General features: G+C 71.1%; 18 protein-coding genes. 5 read left to right on the top strand and 13 right to left on the bottom strand.

Annotated features, from left to right (window positions below):
• Nucleotides 1-66: 66 nt before the first annotated feature.
• The 3 genes from ACPA54_RS25415 to ACPA54_RS25425 all read right to left on the bottom strand — a co-directional run bounded on the left by ACPA54_RS25415 (nucleotide 67) and on the right by ACPA54_RS25425 (nucleotide 2,718).
• Nucleotides 67-411 carry a hypothetical protein gene (locus ACPA54_RS25415; RefSeq protein ID WP_423533424.1) on the bottom strand — a complete coding sequence of 115 codons (345 nt, stop codon included), beginning with the start codon at nucleotides 409-411 and terminating at the stop codon, nucleotides 67-69.
• A gap of 167 nt (nucleotides 412-578) precedes the next feature.
• Nucleotides 579-1,700, bottom strand: coding sequence for an adenosine deaminase (locus tag ACPA54_RS25420; protein WP_423533426.1), 1,122 nt, complete (start codon nucleotides 1,698-1,700; stop codon nucleotides 579-581).
• A gap of 73 nt (nucleotides 1,701-1,773) precedes the next feature.
• A complete protein-coding gene (locus tag ACPA54_RS25425; RefSeq protein WP_423533428.1) occupies nucleotides 1,774-2,718 on the bottom strand; it encodes a LysR family transcriptional regulator in 945 nt (314 codons plus the stop codon).
• A 64-nt stretch (nucleotides 2,719-2,782) separates the two neighbouring features.
• Between ACPA54_RS25425 and ACPA54_RS25430 the strand changes: the two genes are divergently transcribed.
• Nucleotides 2,783-4,078, top strand: a complete 1,296-nt coding sequence (locus ACPA54_RS25430; protein WP_423533430.1) for an MFS transporter — start codon at nucleotides 2,783-2,785, stop codon at nucleotides 4,076-4,078.
• 106 nt (nucleotides 4,079-4,184) lie between these two features.
• Here ACPA54_RS25430 and ACPA54_RS25435 read toward each other — a convergent pair whose 3' ends face one another.
• The 10 genes from ACPA54_RS25435 to ACPA54_RS25480 form a co-directional block, all read right to left on the bottom strand.
• Nucleotides 4,185-5,471, bottom strand: coding sequence for a thymidine phosphorylase (locus tag ACPA54_RS25435; RefSeq protein WP_423533432.1), 1,287 nt, complete (start codon nucleotides 5,469-5,471; stop codon nucleotides 4,185-4,187).
• 71 nt (nucleotides 5,472-5,542) lie between these two features.
• Entirely contained in the window at nucleotides 5,543-5,950 is a 408-nt protein-coding gene (locus ACPA54_RS25440) for a cytidine deaminase (RefSeq protein ID WP_423533434.1), read from the bottom strand.
• A 3-nt stretch (nucleotides 5,951-5,953) separates the two neighbouring features.
• Nucleotides 5,954-7,417: an ABC transporter permease gene (locus ACPA54_RS25445; protein ID WP_423533436.1), complete on the bottom strand. Its 1,464-nt coding sequence runs from the start codon at nucleotides 7,415-7,417 to the stop codon at nucleotides 5,954-5,956.
• The gene (locus ACPA54_RS25450) at nucleotides 7,414-8,715 is read right to left on the bottom strand and encodes an ABC transporter permease (protein ID WP_345673760.1); all 1,302 of its coding nucleotides are present in this window, start codon (nucleotides 8,713-8,715) and stop codon (nucleotides 7,414-7,416) included. The genes ACPA54_RS25445 and ACPA54_RS25450 overlap by 4 nt, the downstream gene beginning before the upstream one ends.
• Nucleotides 8,712-10,391: an ABC transporter ATP-binding protein gene (locus ACPA54_RS25455; protein ID WP_423533439.1), complete on the bottom strand. Its 1,680-nt coding sequence runs from the start codon at nucleotides 10,389-10,391 to the stop codon at nucleotides 8,712-8,714. The genes ACPA54_RS25450 and ACPA54_RS25455 overlap by 4 nt, the downstream gene beginning before the upstream one ends.
• 172 nt (nucleotides 10,392-10,563) lie before the next feature.
• A complete protein-coding gene (locus ACPA54_RS25460; RefSeq protein WP_423533441.1) occupies nucleotides 10,564-11,667 on the bottom strand; it encodes a BMP family lipoprotein in 1,104 nt (367 codons plus the stop codon).
• A gap of 416 nt (nucleotides 11,668-12,083) precedes the next feature.
• Complete coding sequence (locus ACPA54_RS25465; protein WP_423533443.1) at nucleotides 12,084-13,313, bottom strand: amidohydrolase; 1,230 nt, start codon at nucleotides 13,311-13,313, stop codon at nucleotides 12,084-12,086.
• A gap of 261 nt (nucleotides 13,314-13,574) precedes the next feature.
• Complete coding sequence (gene meaB / locus ACPA54_RS25470; protein WP_423533445.1) at nucleotides 13,575-14,570, bottom strand: methylmalonyl Co-A mutase-associated GTPase MeaB; 996 nt, start codon at nucleotides 14,568-14,570, stop codon at nucleotides 13,575-13,577.
• A 1-nt stretch (nucleotide 14,571) separates the two neighbouring features.
• Nucleotides 14,572-16,803, bottom strand: a complete 2,232-nt coding sequence (gene scpA / locus ACPA54_RS25475) for a methylmalonyl-CoA mutase (RefSeq protein WP_423533447.1) — start codon at nucleotides 16,801-16,803, stop codon at nucleotides 14,572-14,574.
• Nucleotides 16,800-18,698, bottom strand: coding sequence for a methylmalonyl-CoA mutase subunit beta (locus ACPA54_RS25480; protein WP_423533449.1), 1,899 nt, complete (start codon nucleotides 18,696-18,698; stop codon nucleotides 16,800-16,802). The genes scpA and ACPA54_RS25480 overlap by 4 nt, the downstream gene beginning before the upstream one ends.
• A gap of 332 nt (nucleotides 18,699-19,030) precedes the next feature.
• On the opposite strand from ACPA54_RS25480, the gene sdhC reads away from it, so the two are divergent.
• The 4 genes from sdhC to ACPA54_RS25500 are packed head-to-tail and all read left to right on the top strand — an operon-like array spanning nucleotide 19,031 to nucleotide 22,467.
• Complete coding sequence (gene sdhC, locus ACPA54_RS25485) at nucleotides 19,031-19,411, top strand: succinate dehydrogenase, cytochrome b556 subunit (RefSeq protein WP_345673754.1); 381 nt, start codon at nucleotides 19,031-19,033, stop codon at nucleotides 19,409-19,411.
• A 5-nt stretch (nucleotides 19,412-19,416) separates the two neighbouring features.
• Nucleotides 19,417-19,860, top strand: a complete 444-nt coding sequence (locus tag ACPA54_RS25490) for a succinate dehydrogenase hydrophobic membrane anchor subunit (RefSeq protein WP_345673753.1) — start codon at nucleotides 19,417-19,419, stop codon at nucleotides 19,858-19,860.
• Nucleotides 19,861-19,915: 55 nt separating this feature from the next.
• A complete protein-coding gene (gene sdhA, locus ACPA54_RS25495) occupies nucleotides 19,916-21,673 on the top strand; it encodes a succinate dehydrogenase flavoprotein subunit (protein WP_423533451.1) in 1,758 nt (585 codons plus the stop codon).
• On the top strand, nucleotides 21,673-22,467 hold the full coding sequence (locus ACPA54_RS25500; protein ID WP_345673751.1) for a succinate dehydrogenase iron-sulfur subunit: 795 nt from the start codon (nucleotides 21,673-21,675) through the stop codon (nucleotides 22,465-22,467). Before sdhA ends, ACPA54_RS25500 begins: the two co-directional genes overlap by 1 nt.
• Nucleotides 22,468-22,511: the final 44 nt, after the last annotated feature.

The raw sequence follows: 22,511 nt of genomic DNA on the forward strand, positions 1-22,511 counted from the left end.
GCCGGCCGACCCCGGGCACGGCTCGGGCCGCGCCCCGAGGGAGCGCGGCCCGAGAAGCGGGCTCGGTCAGCCCAGGCCGGGGACCAGGCCGCCCGGCACGAGGCCGCCGACCGCGGGCACGCCGGGGAGCGTGCCGGTCGGCAGCGCGCCGGTGGCCTGCTGGGCGGTCTGCTCCAGACCCCCGGTGAGGCCGGAGACCTGGCCGGTCGGGAGCTGCTCGGTCAGCTGGCCCACCGGGAACGGGCCGATGTTGCCCGCGTTCTCCTGCGCCACCTGCGGCAGGCCGGGCGCGTGGGGGTCGAGCAGGCCGGCGGCGCCGTTGCCCGCGGCCAGGGCGGGGGCGGCCGCTCCGGCCACGATCGCCGCACCGAGTCCGGCCGTGACAGCCGCCTTACGTGTTACCGATCGCATGTGCATCCTCCGGTTGCGGGCGCGGAAACTGCCACGCCACGTGACGACATGAGCACGAAAGGTAGCGAACGCGATACGGGAGTGCAAAAACGCGGGAGGGCCCGGAAACGCCGCGGGCCCGGCCTCCGGGAGCGGGAAGCCGGGCCGACGGGTGCGTGCCGGACGGGTCAGCCGCGGGCGAACAGCCACTCCGAGCGGAGGGCCGCGTAGCCCGGCTTGATGACCTCGTTGATCATGGCCAAACGCTCGTCGAACGGGAGGAACGCGCTCTTCATCGCGTTGACGGTGAACCACTGGAGGTCGTCCAGGCCGTAGCCGAAAGCGTCGACGAGGTGGTCGAATTCGTGGGTCATCGACGTGCCGCTCATCAGACGGTTGTCGGTGTTGACGGTGACACGGAAATACAAGCGTCGAAGTAGTCCGATCGGGTGATCTCCGTACGATTCCGCGGCGCCGGTCTGGAGGTTCGACGTCGGGCACATCTCGAGCGGGATGCGCTTGTCGCGGACGTAGGCGGCCAGGCGGCCGAGTTCGACGGTGCCGTCGTCCTTGACCGTGATGTCGTCGATGATGCGGACGCCGTGTCCGAGCCGGTCGGCCCCGCACCACTGCACGGCTTCCCAGATCGACGGGAGCCCGAAGGCCTCGCCGGCGTGGATGGTGAAGTGGAAGTTCTCCCGCTGGAGGTACTCGAACGCGTCGAGGTGCCGGGTCGGCGGGTGGCCGGCCTCGGCGCCCGCGATGTCGAAGCCGACGACGCCCTGGTCGCGGTAGCGGTTGGCGAGTTCGGCGATCTCCAGCGAGCGGGCGGCGTGCCGCATCGCGGTGAGGAGGGCGCCGACCTTGATGCGGTGGCCGCCTTCGGCGGCGCGGTGCTCGCCGAGCCGGAAGCCCTCGTTGACGGCTTCGACGACCTCGTCGAGGGTCAGGCCGTTCTCCAGGTGCTGTTCGGGGGCGTACCGGACTTCCGCGTAGACGACGCCGTCGGCGGCGAGGTCTTCGGCGCATTCGGCGGCGACCCGGACCAGCGCGTCGCGGGTCTGCATGACGGCGCAGGTGTGCGCGAACGTCTCGAGGTAGCGCTCCAGCGAGCCGGAGTCGGCGGCTTCGAGGAACCACACGCCGAGCGCGTCGGGGTCGGTGGTGGGCAGGCGGTCGTAGCCCACCGCGGCGGCCAGTTCGACGATGGTGGCCGGACGCAGGCCGCCGTCGAGGTGGTCGTGGAGGAGGACCTTCGGGGCCCGGCGAATGTGCTCGGCCGAGGGCGAGGCTGCGTTGTGGCTGTGCATGCACAGACTTTAGTACCTACGCGCGTAGAAGACACGAATGTCGGGTGTCTGGGAGCGGTATTCGCGGCGTATTTCAGATCGGGCGCAGCAGGCGTCCCGTGCGGCTCAGCACGAACTCGCGGAACAGCCGCACCGGGGCGGTCTCGGTGCCGCCGGCGCGCCAGGCGACGCCGATCGTGCGGTACGCGCGCGGCGCGGTGACGGCCAGTTGCACGGTGCCGGGGCGGACGGGGTCGGGGGCGGGCAGCAGCGCGACGCCGAGGCCGGCCGCGACCAGGCCGCGGAGGGTTTCGGCTTCCTCGCCTTCGAAGGCGACGTGTGGGGTGAAGCCGGCTTCGGCGCACAGGGCGTCGGCGATGCGGCGCAGGCCGTACCCGCGTTCCATGCACACGAAGGTCTCCCCCGCGGCCTCGGCCAGGCGGACCCGGCGGCGCCCGGCGAGGGGGTGGTCGGCGGGCACGACGAGGTACAGGCTCTGTTCGTCGAGCGGGCGGACTTCCAGGTCCGGGTCGTCGGGCGGCGGCGAGGTGAGGCACAGGTCGAGTTCGCCCGCGCGCAGCCGGTCGAGCATGTCGGCGGCGGAGGTCTGCACGAGCGCGAAGCGGATGCCCGGGTGGTCGGCGCGGAAGGCGCGCAGCAGGCCCGGCACGGCTTCCGGGCCCATGGTGTGCAGGAAGCCGAACGCGACCTTGCCGCGGGTGGCACTGGCGTCCCCGCGGATCTCGTCGCAGGCCCGGTCGAGGGCCTCCAGGGCGGGTTCCGCGGCGGCGAGGAGGGCGCGGCCCTGGCGGGTGAGCCGGACGCCGCGGCCGGTGCGTACCAGCAGCGGCACGCCCAACTCGGCTTCGAGCCGGGCCACGCTGCGGCTGAGCGTCGGCTGCGGGATGCCGAGCTGTTCGGCGGCCCGCGTCACGTGCTCGGCGCGGGCGACGGCGGCGAATTGCACCAGGCGCGGGGCAAGCAATGCGACCGGGTTCTCCGCCGGCTCCGACCGGGCTGAGCTGCTCTCATACGCCATGGCATCAATCATTGCCTATTCATGCATTGGACGCATGATCCGAGACGGTTCTACCTTCGCCGGTATGCCAGCCGCGGAATCCGCCCCCGTGTCCCCCGTCGCCCCGTCCCTGTCCCCGTCCCCCGCCGCCCCGCTCCGCCACGCCCGCGGCTCGGCGGGCTACCGCCGGGTCAACCTGGCGCTGTTCCTGGCCGGCTGCGCGACGTTCGCGCTGCTCTACACGACGCAGACACTCCTCCCCCAGCTGTCCGAGCGGTTCGCGCTCAGCCCGGCCGCGGCGAGCATGTCGGTGTCGGTGACGACCGGGGCGCTGGCCGTCGCGGTGATCCCGGTGAGCATGCTGTCCGAACGCGTGGGCCGGACCCGGATCATGACGGTGTCCGTCTTCGCCGCGGCGCTGCTGGGCCTGCTTGCCGCGTTCGCCCCGGACTTCGGGACGCTGGTGGCGCTGCGGACGCTCCAGGGCGTGGCGCTGGCGGGGCTGCCCGCGACGGCGATGGCGTACCTGGCCGAGGAGGTCGAGGGCACGTCGCTGGGCGCCGCGATGGGGCTGTACGTCGCGGGCAACAGCATCGGCGGGATGGGCGGCCGTCTGGTCACCGGCTTCGCGGCCGACCTGGGCGGGTGGCGGGCGGCGATCGTCGCGGTGAGCCTGCTCGCGCTGGCGTGCGCGGTGGTGTTCCGGCTGCTGGTGCCGCCGTCGCGGCACTTCGCGCCGAGCGGGGTGACCGGGCGGGAACTGGCCGGGACGCTGAGGTCGCACCTGGGCGACCCGGCGCTGCGGCGCCTGTACGCCCTCGGCATGCTCTTCATGGCGGCCTTCGGCACCGTCTACAACTACCTGGGCTACCGGCTGCTCGGACGGCCCTTCAACCTGCCCGAGTCGGTGGTCGGTGCGATCTTCGTGATCTACCTGGCCGGCACGTTCAGTTCGACGGCCGCCGGCCGCATGGTCGGCCGCTTCGGCCACCGCACCACCCTGTGGGCGGCCGCCGCGGTCACCGCCGCCGGTGCGCTCCTGACCCTGCCCGACCACCTGGCGTTCGTGGTCCCGGGCCTGATCGTCCTCACCGCCGGCTTCTTCGCCGGCCACGCCGCCGCCAGCGCCGCGGTCGGCCTGCGCGCCCGGCACGGCCGCGCGCAGGCTTCCGCGCTCTACATCGCCGCTTACTACCTCGGCTCCAGCCTCGGCGGCCCCGTCGGCGGCGTGGCCTTCCACGCGGTCGGCTGGTGGGGCGCGGTGGTGTTCGTCCTGGCCCTGTGCATGGTCGCGGTGTGGGCAGCGGCACCGCTGAAGAGCACCGCAAAAGCTCCGGTGGTGGCATCCGTGCGCGCCCGGACCACCGCGAGGGCCGCGTGACCGCACGGGGTGATTCCGTGCCGAAGGCAATGCGCGCCGCGGTCCTGCGCCTGAAGGTGCCCGACCCGCTCGAAATCGACCTGTCGCTGCTGACCCGGTAGGTCCGTCAGGCCGTCGGGCCGATGCGGTCGACCACGATGGGCGTCGGGGTGAAGGCCGTGCCTTCGGGGGCGATGTCGAAGGCGGATTCCAGGGATTCGAGGGCGTAGGCGAAGCGCTCCGGAGTGTCGGTGTGCAGGGTCAGCAGGGGCTGACCCGCGGTGACAAGGTCCCCCGGCTTGGCGTGGAGTTCGGCGCCGGCCCCGGCCTGGACAGGTTCTTCCTTGCGGGAGCGGCCCGCGCCCAGGCGCCAGGCGGCGATGCCGACGTCGTAGGCGTCCAGGCGGGTCAGGATGCCGGTCGACGGGGCGGTGACGACGTGCTGCTCGCGGGCGACCGGGAGGGGGGCGTCGGGGTCGCCGCCCTGGGCGGCGACCATGCGGCGCCAGACGTCCATCGCGCTGCCGTTCGCGAGCGCGTCGGCCGGGTCGCGGTCGGTCATGCCGGCCGCGGCGAGCATTTCGCGGGCCAGGGCGAGGGTCAGTTCGACCACGTCGGCGGGACCGCCGCCGGCCAGGACCTCGACGGACTCGCGGACTTCGAGGGCGTTCCCGGCGGTCAGGCCGAGCGGCGTGGACATGTCGGTGAGCAGCGCCACCGTACGGACGCCGTGGTCGCCGCCCAACCGCACCATGGTGCGGGCGAGTTCGCGGGCGTCCGCGAGGTCCTTCATGAACGCGCCGGTGCCGACCTTGACGTCGAGGACGAGCGCCCCGGTGCCCTCGGCGATCTTCTTGCTCATGATGGAGCTGGCGATCAGCGGGATCGCCTCGACGGTGCCGGTGACGTCGCGCAGCGCATAGAGCTTCTTGTCGGCGGGCGCGAGGCCGTCGCCCGCGGCGCAGATGACCGCGCCGATGTCGCCGAGCACGGCGAGCATTTCGTCGTTGGACAGTTGCGCGCGCCAGCCCGGGATCGATTCGAGCTTGTCGAGCGTGCCGCCGGTGTGGCCGAGGCCGCGGCCGGACAGCTGCGGCACAGCCACGCCGCACGCGGCGACCAGCGGGGCGAGCGGCAGGGTGATCTTGTCGCCGACGCCGCCGGTGGAGTGCTTGTCCGCGGTCGGGCGCGGCAGCCCGGAGAAGTCCATGCGCTCGCCGGACGCGATCATCGCGTCGGTCCACCGGTTGATCTCGGCCGCGGTCATGCCGTTGAGCAGGATCGCCATCGCCAGCGCGGACATCTGCTCGTCCGCGACCTCGCCGCGCGTGTACGCGTCCACCACCCAGTCGATCTGGGCGTCGCTCAGCTCGCCCTTGTCGCGCTTGGTACGGATGACGGAGATGACGTCCATGGGTTCCACGTGCTCCTTGCCGATGTCGGTTCCGGGCCGGTGCGGCGGACGACGCCGCACCCGGGCCCGGCCTAGCTCAGGTTGTGGGGGCCGAACGCATCCGGCAGCAGTTCGCTCAGCGGCCGGATGCCGCGCGCGGTGTCCACCAGCAGCTCCGGGCCGCCGTGCTCCCACAGCAGTTGGCGGCATCGTCCGCAGGGCATGAGGATCGCGCCGTCGCCGTCGCAGCAGGTGAACGCGGTCAGGCGGCCGCCGCCGGTCATGTGCAGCTCGCCGACCAGGCCGCATTCGGCACAGAGCGTCACGCCGTACGACGCGTTCTCCACGTTGCAGCCGGACACCGTGCGTCCGTCCTCGACCACGGCGGCGGCGCCCACGGGGAACTTCGAGTAGGGCACATATGCGTGGGCCATGGCGGCCCTCGCGGCGTCCCGAAGGGCTTCCCAGTCGACCGCCGCCGGGTCTATCGCGTCCGCCACGGATCAGCCCTTCGTGTAAGGCTTGTTGGCCGCGGCCGGCGGGCGCACCTTGCCGACCAGGCCGGCCACCGCGAACACGGTGACGATGTACGGGATCATATTGAGGAACTCGGCCGGGATCGGTGTGTGCAGCGGCTGGAGCGACGTCGCAAGCGCCTTCGAGAAGCCGAACAGCAGGGCCGCGGCGACCGCGCCCATCGGCCGCCAGCGGCCGAAGATGACCGCGGCCAGCGCGATGTAGCCCGCACCGGACGCCATGTCCTTGCTGAACGTGCCGACCGTGCCGATGGTGAGGAACGCGCCGCCGATGCCCGCGATGCAGCCGGCCAGGCCGACGTTGATGTAGCGCGTCCGGTTGACCTTGATGCCCACGGTGTCCGCGGCGGTGGGGTGCTCGCCGACCGCGCGGGCACGCAGGCCCCAGCGGGTGTAGAAGAGGCCGAAGTGCACGACGGCGACAAGCGCGTACATCAGGTACACGATGACGTTGACGTCGAACAGCACCGGGCCGATCACCGGGATGTCGCCCAGGCCGGGGATCTTGTGGTTCGCGAAGACGCCCGGGTTGTTGTACTTGTCGCTGTTCGGTTGCAGCAGCTGTGTGTACAGGAAGCCGGTGATGCCGGACACCAGCAGGTTGATCACGACACCGAGGACGACCTGCTCGACCAGGTAGCGCACCGCGAACACGGCCAGCAGCAGGCCGACCAGGCCGCCCGCCGCCGCGCCCGCGAACAGGCCCGCGGTCAGCGAGCCGGTGACCGACGCGGTCAGCGCCGCACCGAACGCGCCGAACAGGAACTGGCCTTCGATCGCGATGTTGACGATGCCGGACCGCTCGCCGATGACGCCGGCGAGGGCGCCCAGGATGAGCGGCGTCGCGGCGAGCATGGTGTTCTGCAGCGCGCCCGCGAAGGACATCGACTTGCCCGCGACCGCCCAGCACAGGAACGCCACCACGAACGCGGCGACGAACAGGCCGGCGCTCACCCGGCGCCACAGCTTCGACTTGTCGAAGACGATCCGCAGGACGCCCGCCGCCATGCACACGATCGACATCGCGATGGCCGTGCCGCGCGCCGCGACGTGCAGCGGCGAGACCTCGGTCGCCGACGAGTTGGCGATGTTCATGCCGAACACCGCGTCGACGCCGGAGTCCGTGCCGAGGCCGAACGCCCACAGGGCGTAGAGGCCGACGACGATGAAGCCGATGCCGGTGACCAGCGCGCGGCGCAGTGCGGCGCGTTCCAGAGTCCGGGCCGCCGCGCCGGTCGCGGTCTGCGGCGCCTCGACCTCGGGCGTGATGAGCGTGCCCACGCCTGCTCCGCCTTCCTTGTCCGGCCCGTCGGGGTGCCCGGAGTTCCCGGAGTCCCCGGAGTCCCCGGAGTTCCCGGAGTTCCCGTAGTTCCCGGAGCTGCCAGGGGTCTCCGGCTGCCCGGGGCCGCCGGGCCGCTTGTCGTCGGTCACGATTCCGCCCCCGCCCCGGTGGTCTGCGGGGCGACCAGTGCGCCCTCGCCGCCGCTGTGTGCGCCCTTGAGCCGGAAGATCGTGCGGACCAGCGGCGGCGCCGCGACCATGAGCACGATGACCGCCTGGACGACGATGACGATGTCGATCGAGACGCCGGCCGAGGCCTGCATCCGGGAACCGCCCGCCTGGAGCGCGCCGAACAGCAGCGACGCGAACACGATGCCGACCGGCGAGGTCCTGCCGAGCAGCGCGACGGTGATGGCGGTGAAGCCGAGGCCCGCGTCGATCGACGGGGTGAGGCTGTGCGCCGGGTTGTACGGGCCCATCACCTGCGACACGCCGATCAGGCCGGCCATGCCGCCCGCGAGGGCCATCGCGACGAACTGGGCGCGCGGCACGCTCATGCCTGCCGTCTGCGCGGCGTCCGGGTTGGAGCCGACGGCGCGCAGTTCGAAGCCCATCGCCGAGCGGTTGAGGATCCACCAGTAGAGGACCACCGCGGCGATCGCCAGGACGATGCCGAAGTTGATGCGCAGGTCGTCGCCGAACAGCCGGGGCAGCGAGGCGTGCGAGTGCGCGGACTTGCCGATCGGCTGCTGGGTCCCGGGCCGCCGGAACGCGTCGGTGGTGAGCAGCCAGGACAGGAAAAACAGCGCGATGTAGTTGAGCATGATCGTGACGATCACCTCGTGCGCGCCGAACCGGCCCTTGAGGAAGCCCGCGAGGCCGCCGTAGATCGCGCCGCCCAGGATGCCCGCGATGATCACCAGCACGAGGTGGATCACGATCGGCAGGTCGAACTGGAAGCCCATCCACGACGCGAGGATGGCGCCGGCGATGATCTGGCCCTGCGCGCCGATGTTGAACATGCCGGCGCGGAAGGCGATCGAGACCGCGATGCCGCCGAAGATCAGCGGGGTGGCCTGCGAGATCGTCTCGGAGATCGGGCCGAGGATGTACGGCGCGTAGTTGCTGTCGAAGGTGCCCGGGTCGACGATCGAGCCCTTGAACAGCGCGACGTAGGCGTTCTTGACGACGTCCCACGACGCGGACAGCGAGTCGCCCGGGTCCGCGAAGAAGTACTTGTACTTGTCGAGGACGTCCTGGTCGGACAGCACGATGAGCACGGCGCCGACGAGCAGACCGAGGACGATCGCCAGGAACGTCACGACGACCGAGTTTCCGGTGACGATCGCGTCGACGACCGCCTTGCCCATCGAGGGCTTCTTGTCCGGTCCGCCGTGCGGCTTTTCCGTTTCGGCGGGCGGCTGGGGGGCTGGGGTCGCGTCGCTCATGCCGGTCCCTCCTCCCCGTCGGTGCTGGTGCGGTCGGTCTGGTCGGTACCCGCGCGGTCGGCCGGGCCGCCGTCGGACTTGGCGAGGTCCGGGCCGTCGGTCCGGGCGGGCCCGACGCCGAACTGCGTGTCGAGGGCCTTGCCGCCGCCCGCCTCGGCGAGCAGCGCCGGGTCGTCGACGCCGGCCATCAGCAGGCCGAGCTGTTCGCGGGTCGCGGTCGGCGGCACCACGCCGACGATCCGCCCGCGGTACATCACCGCGATGCGGTCGGCGAGCGCCACGACTTCGTCGAGTTCGGTGGACACGATGACGACCGGGGTGCCCAGGTCGCGCTCGGCGACGATGCGCTGGTGGATGAACTCCATGGCGCCGACGTCGACGCCGCGGGTCGGCTGCGAGGCGATGAACAGCCGCAGCGGCCGCGACATCTCCCGGGCGACGACCACCTTCTGCTGGTTGCCGCCGGACAGCGTGCCCGCGGGGCTGTCGATGGACTGCGTGCGGATGTCGAACTCCGCGACGCGCTGCCGGGCGTTCTCCCGCACCTGCTTCGGCTTGATCGCGATGCCGCCGCCGAACGGCTCCCGGGTCACCAGGTCGAGGACGAGGTTCTCGGCGACCGAGAACTCCCCGACGATGCCGTCGTGCTGGCGGTCCTCGGGGACGAACCCGACGCCCGAGTCGAGCGTGCGCCGCGGGTTGAGCGCGGTCAGGTCCTTCTTGTCGAGGGCGATCCTCCCGGCGGCGGGCTTGCGCAGCCCGAGGATCGCCTCGGTCAGCTCGGTCTGGCCGTTGCCCTGCACGCCCGCGATGCCGAGGATCTCGCCTTCGCGCAGGTCGAGGCTGACGTCGTCGACCTGGACGTTGCCCAGGTCGTCCAGCACGGTGACCTTGTCGAGGGTGAACCGGACGTCGCCGGGCCGCGCGGGCTCCTTGTGCACGACGAGTTCCACCGGGCGGCCGACCATCAGCGAGGCCAGCTCGGTCTCGGAGGCCTGCGGGTCCGCGCTGCCGACGACCTTGCCGCGCCGGATCACGGTGATCCGGTCGGCGACCGCCTTGACCTCTTTGAGCTTGTGGGTGATGAAGACGATCGAGTGCCCGGACTCGCGCAGCGCCCGCATGACCCGGAAGAGTTCCTCGGTCTCCTGCGGGGTGAGCACCGCGGTGGGCTCGTCGAGGATGAGCACTTTGGCGTCGCGCACCAGGGCCTTGAGAATCTCGACGCGCTGCTGGAGGCCGACCGGGAGGTCTTCGACGGTCGCGTCCGGGTCGACGGCCAGGCCGTACTCGGCGACCAGGTCGAGCACCTTCTTGCGGGCCCGGCGGCGGTCGAGCCAGCCGAGCGCGCCGGTCTCCTCGTGGCCGAGCATGACGTTCTCGGCGACGGTGAACACCGGGACGAGCATGAAGTGCTGGTGCACCATGCCGATGCCGGCCGCGATGGCGTCGCCCGCGGTCCGGAACGTCCGGGGCGTGCCGTCCACGACGATCTCGCCCGACGTCGGCTCGTAGAGCCCGTACAGGACGTTCATCAGCGTGGACTTGCCCGCGCCGTTCTCACCGAGGAGGCAATGGATCTCTCCGGGCTCGACGGTCAGATCGATGTGGTCGTTGGCGACCAGCGATCCGAACCGTTTCGTGATCCCGCGCAGTTCCAGCTTCAGCGCGGTCACCTCCTCAGCGGCGCGACGCCCGGGGCACGGGCGCGCGGTGGTCGGAAAGTCTCGTGGGGTCCGGCCCCGACGGGGCCGGAACGCCGGGGGCCCGCCGGGCGGCGGGCCGGACAGCGGCACGGCCGGGCGCTGCCCCCGGGGCGGACCCCGGGTGCGGCGCCCGGCCGGGAGGTCAGCTCTTCGGCTGGGCCGGCGAGGTGATCGGGATCTTGCCGCTGATGATGTCCTGCTTCAGCTGGTCGATCTCCTGCTTGGTCTGCGCGGAGACCTTGGAGTCGAAGTCGTGGTACGGGGCCAGGCCGACGCCGCCGTTCTGCAGCGTGCCGAGGTACGGCTGGGTGTTGTACTGGCCCTGGCCGGTCTCCTGGATCGCCTTGAACACCGAGTCGGCGATGCCCTTGGTCACGGTGGAGAGCATGACGTTCTTGTACTGCTCGGCGGACTGGTAGCCGTCGACGTCGACCCAGAGGATGCTCGCCTTGCCGTTGCTCTTCGAGGCGGCGGAGGCCGCGCCCAGGCCGGTCTGGCCGGCGACCGGGTGGATGACGTCCGCGCCCTGCGCGATGAAGTCGTTCGCGATGCGCTCGCCGTCGGCGGGCGAGTCGAACTTCTCGGCCATCGAGCCGTCCTGCTTGGCCTCGTCCCAGCCGAGGACCTGGACGTTCTTGCCCTTGACCTGGTTGTAGTACTTGACGCCCTCGACGAAGCCGTCCATGTAGATGGTGACCGGCGGGATCTTCTTGCCGCCGAAGGTGGCGACCTTGCCGGTCTGGCTCTGCGCGGCGGCCAGGTAGCCGCCGAGGAACGCCGCCTGCGCGGTGTTGTACTCAAGGCCCTTGACGTTGTTGCCGACGCTCGACGAGTCGATGATCAGGTACTTCTGGTTCGGGTTGTTCTTCGCGGACTGCGTGGTGGCGTCCGCCATCAGGCCGCCGACCGCGACGATGACCGTGCAGTTCTCCTTGACCAGGGAGTCCAGGTTCGGCACGTAGTCGTTCTCGGACTTCGAGGTGACGTACTTGACGTCCGCGCCGAGTTCCTTCTGTGCCTGCTGCAGGCCCTGCCACGCCGAGGCGTTGAACGAGCGGTCGTCGATGCCGCCGGTGTCGGTGACCATGCAGGCCTTGACCTTCGTACCGCTCGCGCCCCCGCCCGCACCCGCCGACGCGGACGGCGTGCTGTTGCTCTCGCTCTTCGGCTTGCTTCCACAGGCGGTGGCAGTCAGGGCGAGAGCCCCGGTGACCGCGACCACGGCGACCTTGGATACCCGGCGCACGGGGTGTCTCCTTCCGAAGCGCGCCTAACGGCGCGGAAATCAGGGCCAATCAAGTGCACGACGTGTTGCGGCCTAGGCCTGACACACCGCGTTCAACGCGAGTAGACTCGCGGCCAACGCGCGTAGACATATGAACCGCCGCAGAGCATACATACAAAAGCAATATCTCTGACATACGGGCCGGATCACCACTTGGACACGATCCGATAGCCCGTCCGGATCACCTCCGGACCGCGCGGGTGGCGCTTGCGGAACGACCGGGCCGCCCCGGTGGCGCTGTACTCACGGCACCACGGTTTCCCCGCTTTGCGGCACGGTAAAAGCACGGCCCCGCACCGGAGGGTGCGGGGCCGGAATTCTTACCTGGTTGTAATAAGCGGCGGTTGGCCGGGACGGCCCGCGGAGGCCCGCCGGGGTCAGGCCGGCGGCCGCAGCGCGAGCCCGGCGAACAGCGCGGCGCCGATGCCGATCGCGCGCTCGTCCACGTCGAAGCGGCCCTGGTGCAGGTCGTACGGCGCCTCACCCACCGGGCGCACACCCAGCCGGGTGAGCTGGCCGGGCACGTTCTCCAGGAACCACGAGAAGTCCTCGCCGCCCAGGCTCTGCTCGGTGGTCTCGACGGAGTCGGCGCCGAGCAGCCCGGCGGCCACCTCGCGGGCGGCGGCGACCGCGTCGGCGTTGTTGACCACCGGCGGGACGCCGCGGTGGTGTTCCAGCTCCCACTTGGCGCCGTAGGTCGCGGCGATCGTGTCGACGAGTTCCTGGAGCAGGTCGGGGGCCTGGCGCCAGGCGGCGATGTCCAGGCAGCGCAGGGTTCCGTCCAATTCGCCGCGCTGCGGGATGACGTTCGGCGCGGAACCCGCCGCGATGCGGCCCCACACGACACTCATCCCGGACCGCGGGTCGATGCGGCGGGCCAGGGCGGCGGGCAGTTCGGCGGCCATCTTGGCCAGCGCGGTGATCAGGTCGGTGGACTGGTGGGGGCGCGCGGTGTGCCCGCCGGGCCCGTCCAACGTGATGATCAGCCGGTCGCACGCGGAGGTGATGGCGCCGACCTTGAGCCCGACGCGGCCGACCTCGACGCGCGGGTCGCAGTGCACCGCGTGGATCTCCTCGACGCCGTCGAGGCCGCCGGCCGCGATGACGTCGAGCGCGCCGCCGGGCAGCTTCTCCTCGGCGGGCTGGAAGATCAGCCGCACCGGGCGGGTCAGCAGCCCGTCGCGGGCGAGGTCGGCGAGCACGAGCCCGGCGCCGAGGGTGACCGCGGTGTGCACGTCGTGGCCGCATGCGTGGGCTTTCCCCAGGACCGTGGAGCGGTAGGGCACGTCCTTCAGGTCCTCGACGGGCAGCGCGTCGATGTCGCCGCGGAAGGCGACCATGCCGCGGCCGTCGGCGCTGCCGGGCCGGGGCGCGATGTCGCACACGACGCCGGTGCCGGGCAGCAGACGGGGCGTCAGACCCGCGGCGGCCAGGCGCGCGGCTACGAGCTTGGTGGTGCGGAACTCCTCCCGGCCCAGCTCGGGGTGCATGTGCAGGTCGCGGCGAAAGGCGACGAGTTCCTCGGTGTAGGCGGCGACGCGGGAGGCCACGGCCGAAGCCGGGCCTTCTCTGCGGGCCGCGGAGCCTTCGGGCTGGGATGCGTTCACCCCTGCAAGGGTACGTTGCATCGCCGTCTGCGACGTGGTAGAGAGCGAATTACCCCCGTTCGGGTGAGAAAAAGCGCCCTCGCCGGCGCATGCACCAGGGCCGTAGGGGGTATGCATAGACGCCCTTTCGGGGGACGGAACACCCGAACAGGTTATGTCATGCCATAACGACATCGCGGCTACAGGTTTGTGGAACCTTGCCGAAGCTTGTCGCGGTTTCCGGTGCCCCCGCCCCCCGGCAGGGGCACCGGACGCCGGGTGTCAGTCCTCGCCGCCGTGGAACGCCTCGATGATCCGGGCGGCGGCCAGCGTCGGCGTGATCTCGCCGTCCCGGACCTGCCGTTCGAGGACGGGGACGAGGTGCTTCACCGCCGGGTTGGCGCGCAGTTCGGCGAGCAGCGCGTCGTGCACCGCGGACCACGTCCAGTCCACCTGCTGGCGGCGCCGGAGTTCGGCGAGGCGCCCGGTGGACTCCAGGACCTCGCGGTGCTTGAGGATCGTGTCCCACAGCTCGTCCAGGCCGTCGCCGGTCAGGCCGGAGCAGGTCAGGACGGGCGTGTACCAGGGCTCGTTCGGGCGGCGCATGAGGCGCAGGGCGCCCTGCAGTTCGCGCGCGGCGGCCCGGGCCGCGGGGGCGAAGTCGCCGTCGGCCTTGTTGACCGCGACGATGTCCGCCATCTCCAGGACGCCCTTCTTGATGCCCTGGAGCTGGTCGCCGGTGCGCGCGAGAGTGAGGAACAGGAAGCAGTCGACCATGTTGGCCACGGTCACCTCGGACTGCCCGACGCCGACCGTTTCCACCAGCACGACGTCGTAGCCGGCCGCCTCCATGAGCACGATCGACTCGCGCGTGGCCCGCGCGACGCCGCCGAGCGTGCCCGCGGTCGGCGACGGCCGCACGAACGCGTTCGGGTCGACGGCGAGCTTCCCCATGCGGGTCTTGTCGCCGAGGATGCTGCCGCCGGTGCGGGTGGACGACGGGTCGACGGCCAGCACCGCCACCTTGTGGCCGGCCTCGGTCAGCTTGGTGCCCATCGCCTCGATGAACGTGGACTTGCCGACGCCGGGCACGCCGGTGATGCCCACCCGGTGGGCACCGCCGGCGTGCGGCAGCAGCTTGACCAGCAACTCCTGCGCCTGGTCGCGGTGGTCGGCCCGGGTGGACTCCACCAGGGTCACAGCGCGGGCCAGGATGGTGCGGTTGCCGGCCAGCACGCCTTCGGCGTACCGGCCGACGTCGACGACGCGGCGCGCCACGTCAGTCCGCGGTGGCGGGCTCGGCCGGCAGCGCGTGGCCGAGCTGGTCGTACAGGCGCTTGAGCAGGTCGACGGCCGCGTCGGAGATGACCGTGCCGGGCGGGAAGACCGCGGCGGCGCCCATGTCGAGCAGCGGCTGCACGTCGGCGGGCGGGATGACGCCGCCGACCACGACCATGATCTCGGCCGCGTCCAGCTTGGCCAGCTCCTCGCGCAGCGCGGGGACGAGCGTCAGGTGCCCGGCCGCCAGCGACGAGACGCCGACCACGTGCACGTCGGCCTCGACGGCCTGCCGTGCGACCTCCTCCGGCGTCTGGAACAGCGCGCCCACGTCGACGTCGAAGCCGAGGTCGGCAAAGCCGGTGGAGATGACCTTCTGGCCGCGGTCGTGGCCGTCCTGGCCCATCTTCGCGACGAGGATGCGCGGGCGGCGGCCCTCGGCCTCCCCGAACGCCTCGACGAGCCCGCGGGCACGCTCGACGTTGCCCGTGGCCCCCACCTCCTCGCGGTACACGCCGGTGAGCGTGCGGATCGTCGCCTGGTGCCGGCCGTACGCGGACTCCAGCGCGTCGGAGATCTCCCCGACCGTCGCCTTGGCGCGCGCCGCGTCCACGGCGAGCTTGAGCAGGTTGTGCTCCAGGTCGTTCGGCCGGTTGCCGGCCAGGTCCGCCTCGGCGGCCCCGGTCAGCGCCGCGAGCGCGCGGGCGACCTCGGCGGAGTCCCGCTCGGCGCGCAGGCTTTCGAGCTTGGCGATCTGGTCGGCGCGCACCTGGTGGTTGTCGACCTTGAGCACCTCGATGGGCTGGTCGTTGTCCACCAGGTACTTGTTGACGCCGATGAGCGGCTGGCGGCCGGAGTCGATGCGCGCCTGGGTGCGCGCGGCGGCCTCTTCGATGCGCAGCTTGGGGATGCCCGCGTCGATCGCGGCGGCCATGCCGCCGGCCTTCTCGATCTCCGCAAGGTGCTCGCGGGCCTTCATCGCCAGGTCGTACGTGAGCCGCTCGACGTAGGCGCTGCCGCCCCACGGGTCGATCACGCTGCAGGTGCCCGACTCCTGCTGGAGCATCAGCTGGGTGTTGCGCGCGATGCGGGCCGAGAAGTCGGTCGGCAGCGCCAGCGCCTCGTCGAGGGCGTTGGTGTGCAGCGACTGGGTGTGGCCCTGGGTCGAGGCCATGGCCTCGACGCAGGTGCGGACCACGTTGTTGAAGACGTCCTGCGCGGTCAGCGACCAGCCGGAGGTCTGCGAGTGCGTGCGCAGCGACAGCGACTTGGGGTTCTTGGCGCCGGCGCTCTGCACGATGTCCGCCCAGATGAGGCGGGCGGCGCGCATCTTGGCGATCTCCATGAAGAAGTTCATGCCGATCGCCCAGAAGAAGGACAGCCGGGGCGCGAACGCGTCGATGTCCAGGCCCGCGTCCATGCCGGCCTTGAGGTACTCCAGGCCGTCCGCGAGCGTGTAGGCCAGCTCCAGGTCGGCCGTGGCCCCGGCTTCCTGGATGTGGTAGCCGGAGATGGAGATCGAGTTGAACTTCGGCATCTTCTGCGAGGTGTACGCGAAGATGTCGGAGATGATCCGCATCGAGGGCTTGGGCGGGTAGATGTAGGTGTTCCGGACCATGAACTCCTTGAGGATGTCGTTCTGGATCGTCCCCGCGAGCTGCTCCGGCTTCACCCCCTGCTCCTCCGCCGCGACGATGTAGAGGGCGAGGATCGGCAGGACCGCGCCGTTCATCGTCATCGACACGGACATCTGGTCGAGCGGGATCCCGTCGAACAGCTGCCGCATGTCGTAGATGGAGTCGATGGCCACGCCCGCCATGCCGACGTCGCCCGCGACGCGCGGGTGGTCGGAGTCGTAGCCGCGGTGGGTGGCCAGGTCGAAGGCGATCGACAGGCCCTTCTGGCCGGCCGCGAGGTTGCGGCGGTAGAAGGCGTTGGACTCCGCCGCGGTGGAGAAGCCCGCGTACTGGCGGATCGTCCACGGCTGGTTGACGTACATCGTCGGGTACGGGCCGCGCAGGAACGGCGCCATGCCCGGGTACGTCGCGAGGAAGTCGAGGCCCCGGGTGTCCTCGGCGGTGTAGAGCGCCTTGACCGGGATGCCCTCGGGCGTGTCGCGGGTCAGCTCGGCGGCGTCCTTGCCGGTCGCGTTCGCGACGGCGGCGACCCAGGCTTCGGCGTCGGCGGCCTCGGGGGTGCCGAGGTCGATCCCCGTGAAGTCGGGAATGCTCATCGGGCTCCTCCTCCCAGCAGGTCGTAAGTCCGGTTCAGCACGGCCACGGCGTCGCAGCCGGCGAAGACGAAGCCGTCGGCTCCGGAGTCCGCCCACTTCTTGGCTGCCCCCGCGAGCCAGACGTACTCCGCGCCGGCCGCCTTGAGTGCGGCGGCGGCCGGGGCGGCCTGGTCGGCGTAGAGCTTGTCGGACGACGCGAGGACGGCCACCTTGGGCTTGCCCGCGCGTTCGTACGCGGCCACCACGTCGGCGGTCTCCGCGGTCGCGCCCGCGTCGGCGGCGTCGATGCCGCCCGCGGCGAACAGGTTCCGGGCGAACTGCGCGCGGGCGGTGTGCTGCGCGATCGGGCCGAGCGTGGCGATGAAGACCGCGGGCCGGGCGCCGGTCTCCGCGAGGACCGCGTCCGCGCGGTCGCGCAGGGTCTCGTAGGACTCGGCGTAGCGGACCCGCGGCAGGCCGCCGCCCGCCGGGGCGGGCGCGGGCTCGCGGACCACCGGCTCTTCGGTGAGGTTCGGGAACTCGCTGACGCCGGTGATCGCGTCGGCGCGGGTCGCGAGCGCCTTGTCGCGCGCCGCGCGCACCTCGGCGATGCGGTCGGCGATCAGGCCGGAGTCGAGGGCGGCGGTGATGCCGCCGGCGCGCTCGATCTCCTGGAAGAACGCCCAGGCGGCGTGCGCGAGGTCGTCGGTGAGCTTCTCGACGTACCAGGAGCCGCCCGCGGGGTCGATGACCTGCGCGAGGTGCGACTCTTCGAGAAGCAGCGACTGCGTGTTGCGTGCTATCCGCCGGGCGAAGGCGTCGGGCAGGCCGAGGGCCGCGTCGAACGGGCGCACGGTGACCGCGTCGGCGCCGCCCACGCCGGCCGCGAAGGCGGCGACGGTGGTGCGGAGCATGTTGACCCACGGGTCGCGCTGCGTGGTCATCGACCACGAGGTGACCGCGTGCTGCTTCTGCGCGCCGCTCGCCGCGCCGGACGCCTGCGCGACGCGGGCCCAGAGGCGGCGCGCGGCACGGAGCTTGGCGATGGTGAGGAACTGGTCGGCGGTGGCCGCGAAGCGGAACTCGACCAGGCCGAGCGCGGTGTCCACGTCGAGCCCGGCCGCGGTGAGGGCCCGCAGGTAGGCGACGCCGGCCGCGGTGGCGGCGCCGAGTTCCTGGCCTTCCGAGGCGCCGGCCTCGTGGAAGGGCTGGCCGTCCACGGCGATGGCCTGGAGGTGCGGGAATTCCGCGTGGGCGCGGACCGCGAGGTCGGCGGCGGCGGCGAGGTCCGCACCGGCCCCGGGCGCGGTGCCCGTGCGCGCGTGGGTGCCGACCGGGTCGGCACCGAGGTTGCCGCGGACCTCGTCGGCCGGGACGCGGCGGTCCCGGAACACCGCGAGGAGGGCGTCGGCGGCGGGGGCGAAGTCGGCGCCCGGCTCGAGGACGACCGGGGCCAGGTCGAGGAGCACGCCGGTCAGCACGCGCGGGAGTTCGGCGGGGTCGAGGGCGCCGGCGCCGGTCTGCAGGTAAACGGACGAGACGCCGTTCTCCAGGTCGGCGAGGACGGCCTCGGCGGTGCGCGCCGGGTCGGGGTCGCCGTGCAACTGGCGTACGTCCCAGCCCTCGGTGCTGCTGCCGGTCGCGCGCGCGCCGCGCACGTACGAAGGCAGTCCGGGCACCCCGGCGTCCGGCGAGGCATCGTCGGCCGTGTACAGCGGGGCCAGCGTGATGCCGTCGTAGGTGGTGGTCGCGAGCAGATCCTCAGGGCGGTCCGGTGCGTCGTCCTCACCGATCACCCTCGACTTGCGGAGCACGCCGGCCACCAGGCTCTGCCACTGTTCCCGCGTGGGCTGCGGGAACTGCGAAGCAAAGGTGGAGCCGGTAGACGTGCCGCCGTCGACAGTAGCCTCCGTCATGTTCACGCATCGTAGGGACAGGGCGCGGAGAGCGATACACGGCCCAGGTGTGACATCAGTCGCCCATTCGCTTGACCCCGCCAAGTTTTTCGGGCCGGGCGCGGGTCGTGACGCTCCGTCACATCGGGCTGACTACACACCGGGTGTCACCCGTTTGGTTCCCCGTCGGCGTGCGGAATCGATCACATCGCGCGCCCCCGGTCGGGTGGCGGGGCGTTCGATGGCTAGCATGGCGGGGGCCGGAGGAAGGGTCCCGGCCGGGCCGAACCGACTGGCTTGCCGTCCGGCAATGCCGGCCCGGCCCCGTCTACCGCATCCGGAGGGTAGTTTCCGTGCCGGCTGGAACGCTCTACCGCGGCCGGGAAGGCATGTGGTCCTGGGTGGCTCATCGAGTCACCGGCGTCCTCATCTTCTTCTTCCTGTTCGCGCACGTCCTCGACACCGCGCTCGTGCGCGTCTCGCCCGAGGCCTACGACCAGACGATCGAGATCTACAAGAATCCCGTCGTCAACATCATGGAGTACGGCCTCGTCGGGGCCATCCTCTTCCACGCTCTCAACGGCCTGCGCATCATCGCGGTCGATTTCTGGGAGAAGGGCCCCCGCTACCAGAAGCAGATGTTCTGGGTCGTGTGCGGCCTGTGGGTCGCGCTCATGGGCAGCAGCTTCTACTGGGTGCTCGAGCACACGATCCGCGAAATCTTCGGGAGCTGACGGCGATGGCACTCATCGAGAACGCTCCCCAGGTCACCGGCGGCGGCCCCTCCATCGAGGCGCCCCGCTCCAAGCGCTCGCCGCGCTCCACCAAGACGAACTTCGAGCTGTACAGCTGGCTGTTCATGCGGCTGTCCGGCATCCTGCTGGTCGTCCTGGTCATCGGCCACCTGATCATCCAGCTCGTCATCGACGGCGGCGTGTCGCGGATCGGCTTCGCGTTCGTGGCCGGCCGGTGGGCCTCGCCGTTCTGGCAGGCCTGGGACCTGATCATGCTGTGGCTCGCCGAACTGCACGGCGTCAACGGCCTTCGCACGATCATCAACGACTACGCGGAGCGCGACCAGAGCCGTTTCTGGCTCAAGGCGCTGCTCTACACGTCCGCGCTGATCGTGCTCTTCACGGGCACCCTGGTGATCTTCACCTTCGACCCGAACATCGGCCAGTAGTCGGCGCGCGACGCGGTCGCTGCGGTACCGAGGACCAGAGGACACAAGTCAGGCCATGCAGATCCACAAGTACGACACCGTCATCGTCGGCGCGGGCGGCGCCGGCATGCGCGCCGCCCTGGAGGCGAGCAAGAACAGCCGCACGGCCGTTCTCACCAAGCTCTACCCGACCCGCTCCCACACCGGCGCCGCCCAGGGCGGCATGTGCGCCGCCCTCGCGAACGTCGAGGAAGACAACTGGGAGTGGCACACCTTCGACACGGTCAAGGGCGGTGACTACCTCACCGACCAGGACGCCGCCGAGATCATGTGCAAGGAAGCGATCGACGCGGTCCTGGACCTGGAGAAGATGGGTCTTCCCTTCTCCCGGACCCCGGAAGGCCGCATCGACCAGCGCCGCTTCGGCGGGCACACCCGCGACCACGGCAAGGCCGCGGTACGCCGGTCCTGCTACGCGGCCGACCGCACCGGCCACATGATCCTGCAGACGCTGTTCCAGAACTGCGTCAAGCAGAACGTGGAGTTCTACAACGAGTTCTACGTCCTCGACCTGCTGCTGGTCGAAGACGCGTTCGGCAACAAGACCACCTCGGGCGTCGTCGCCTACGAGCTGGCGTCGGGCGAGATCCACGTCTTCCAGGCCAAGGCCGTCATCTTCGCGACCGGCGGCTTCGGCAAGGTCTTCAAGACCACCTCCAACGCGCACACCCTGACCGGCGACGGCATGGGCATCGCGTGGCGGCGCGGTCTGCCGCTGGAGGACATGGAGTTCTACCAGTTCCACCCGACCGGCCTCGCGGGCCTGGGCATCCTGCTCACCGAAGGCGCGCGCGGCGAGGGCGGCATTCTCCGCAACGCCGACGGCGAGCGCTTCATGGAGCGGTACGCCCCGACCATCAAGGACCTCGCGCCGCGCGACATCGTCGCCCGGTCGATGGTGCTGGAGGTCCTCGAAGGCCGCGGCGCCGGTCCGAACAAGGACTACGTCTACCTCGACCTGACCCACCTGCCGGCGGAGCAGATCGAGGAGAAGCTGCCGGACATCACCGAGTTCGCGCGCACCTACCTGGGCGTCGAGCCGACCACCGAGCTGGTCCCGGTGTACCCGACCGCGCACTACGCGATGGGCGGCGTCCCGACCAACGTCGAGGCCGAGGTGCTGGCCGACAACACCACGGTGGTGCCGGGCCTGTACGCCGCGGGCGAGGTCGCCTGCGTGTCGGTGCACGGCTCCAACCGCCTGGGCACCAACTCGCTGCTGGACATCAACGTGTTCGGCCGCCGCGCGGGCATCGCCGCCGCGAAGTACGCCGCCACCGCCGACTTCGTCGAGCTGCCGGAGAACCCGGCCTCGACCGTCGTCGAGATGATCGAGCGGCTGCGCGACAGCGAAGGCACCGAGCGGGTCGCCGCGATCCGTGCCGAGATGCAGGAGACGATGGACGCCAACGCCGGCGTCTACCGCACCGAGGAGACGCTCAAGCAGGCGCTCTCCGACATCAAGAACCTGCAGAAGCGCTACAAGAACGTGTCGATCCAGGACAAGGGCAAGCGGTACAACACCGACCTGCTCGAAGCCGTCGAGCTGGGCTTCCTGCTCGACCTCGCGGAGGTCCTGGTCGTCGGCGCCGCCAACCGCAAGGAGTCCCGCGGCGGCCACGCGCGCGAGGACTTCCAGGCGCGCGACGACGTCAACTTCATGAAGCACACGATGGCGTACCGCGAGGTCGACGCGGACGGCGACTACTCGATCCGGCTGGACTGGAAGCCGGTCGTCGTCACCCGCTACCAGCCGATGGAGCGTAAGTACTGATGACTGCCGTGATCGAAGAGACCTCGTCGGGACCCGCACCGGCCGACAAGCCGGCCCGGGACCACACCCCGATCACCATCACCCTGCGCGTCCGCCGCTTCCTGCCCGACCTGGTCGGCCCGAACGGCGAGCCGCCGGTGCCGTTCTGGCAGGACTTCCAGGTCGAGGCGGACCCGACCGAGCGCATCCTCACCGCGATGCTCAAGGTCAAGGGCGAGCAGGACGGTTCGCTGACGTTCCGCCGGTCGTGCGCGCACGGCATCTGCGGATCCGACGCGATGCGCATCAACGGCCGCAACCGCCTGGCGTGCAAGACGCTGGTCAAGGACCTCGACGTCACCAAGCCCATCACGATCGAACCGATCAAGGGCCTGGAGGTCGAGAAGGACCTCGTCGTCGACATGGACCCGTTCTTCCAGTCCTTCAAGGACGTGATGCCGTTCCTCATCACGTCCGGCAACGAGCCGACGCGCGAGCGCCTGCAGTCGCCGGAGGACCGCGAGCGGTTCGACGACACGACCAAGTGCATCCTGTGCGCGTGCTGCACGACGTCCTGCCCGGTCTTCTGGACCGACGGCCAGTACTTCGGCCCGGCGGCGATCGTCAACGCCCACCGCTTCATCTTCGACTCGCGGGACGAGGGCGCCGAACAGCGCCTGGAGATCCTCAACGAGAAGGAGGGCGTCTGGCGCTGCCGCACGACCTTCAACTGCACGGACGCATGCCCGCGCGGTATCGAGGTCACCAAGGCCATCCAGGAGGTCAAGCGCGCGCTGATCTTCCGGCGCGTCTGACACCGGACAACGCGACGGGCCCGCAACCCTTCGGGGTTGCGGGC

Origin of the sequence: Uniformispora flossi (assembly GCF_049534875.1) — a bacterium.
GTDB classification, from domain to species: domain Bacteria; phylum Actinomycetota; class Actinomycetes; order Streptomycetales; family Streptomycetaceae; genus Yinghuangia; species Yinghuangia aomiensis.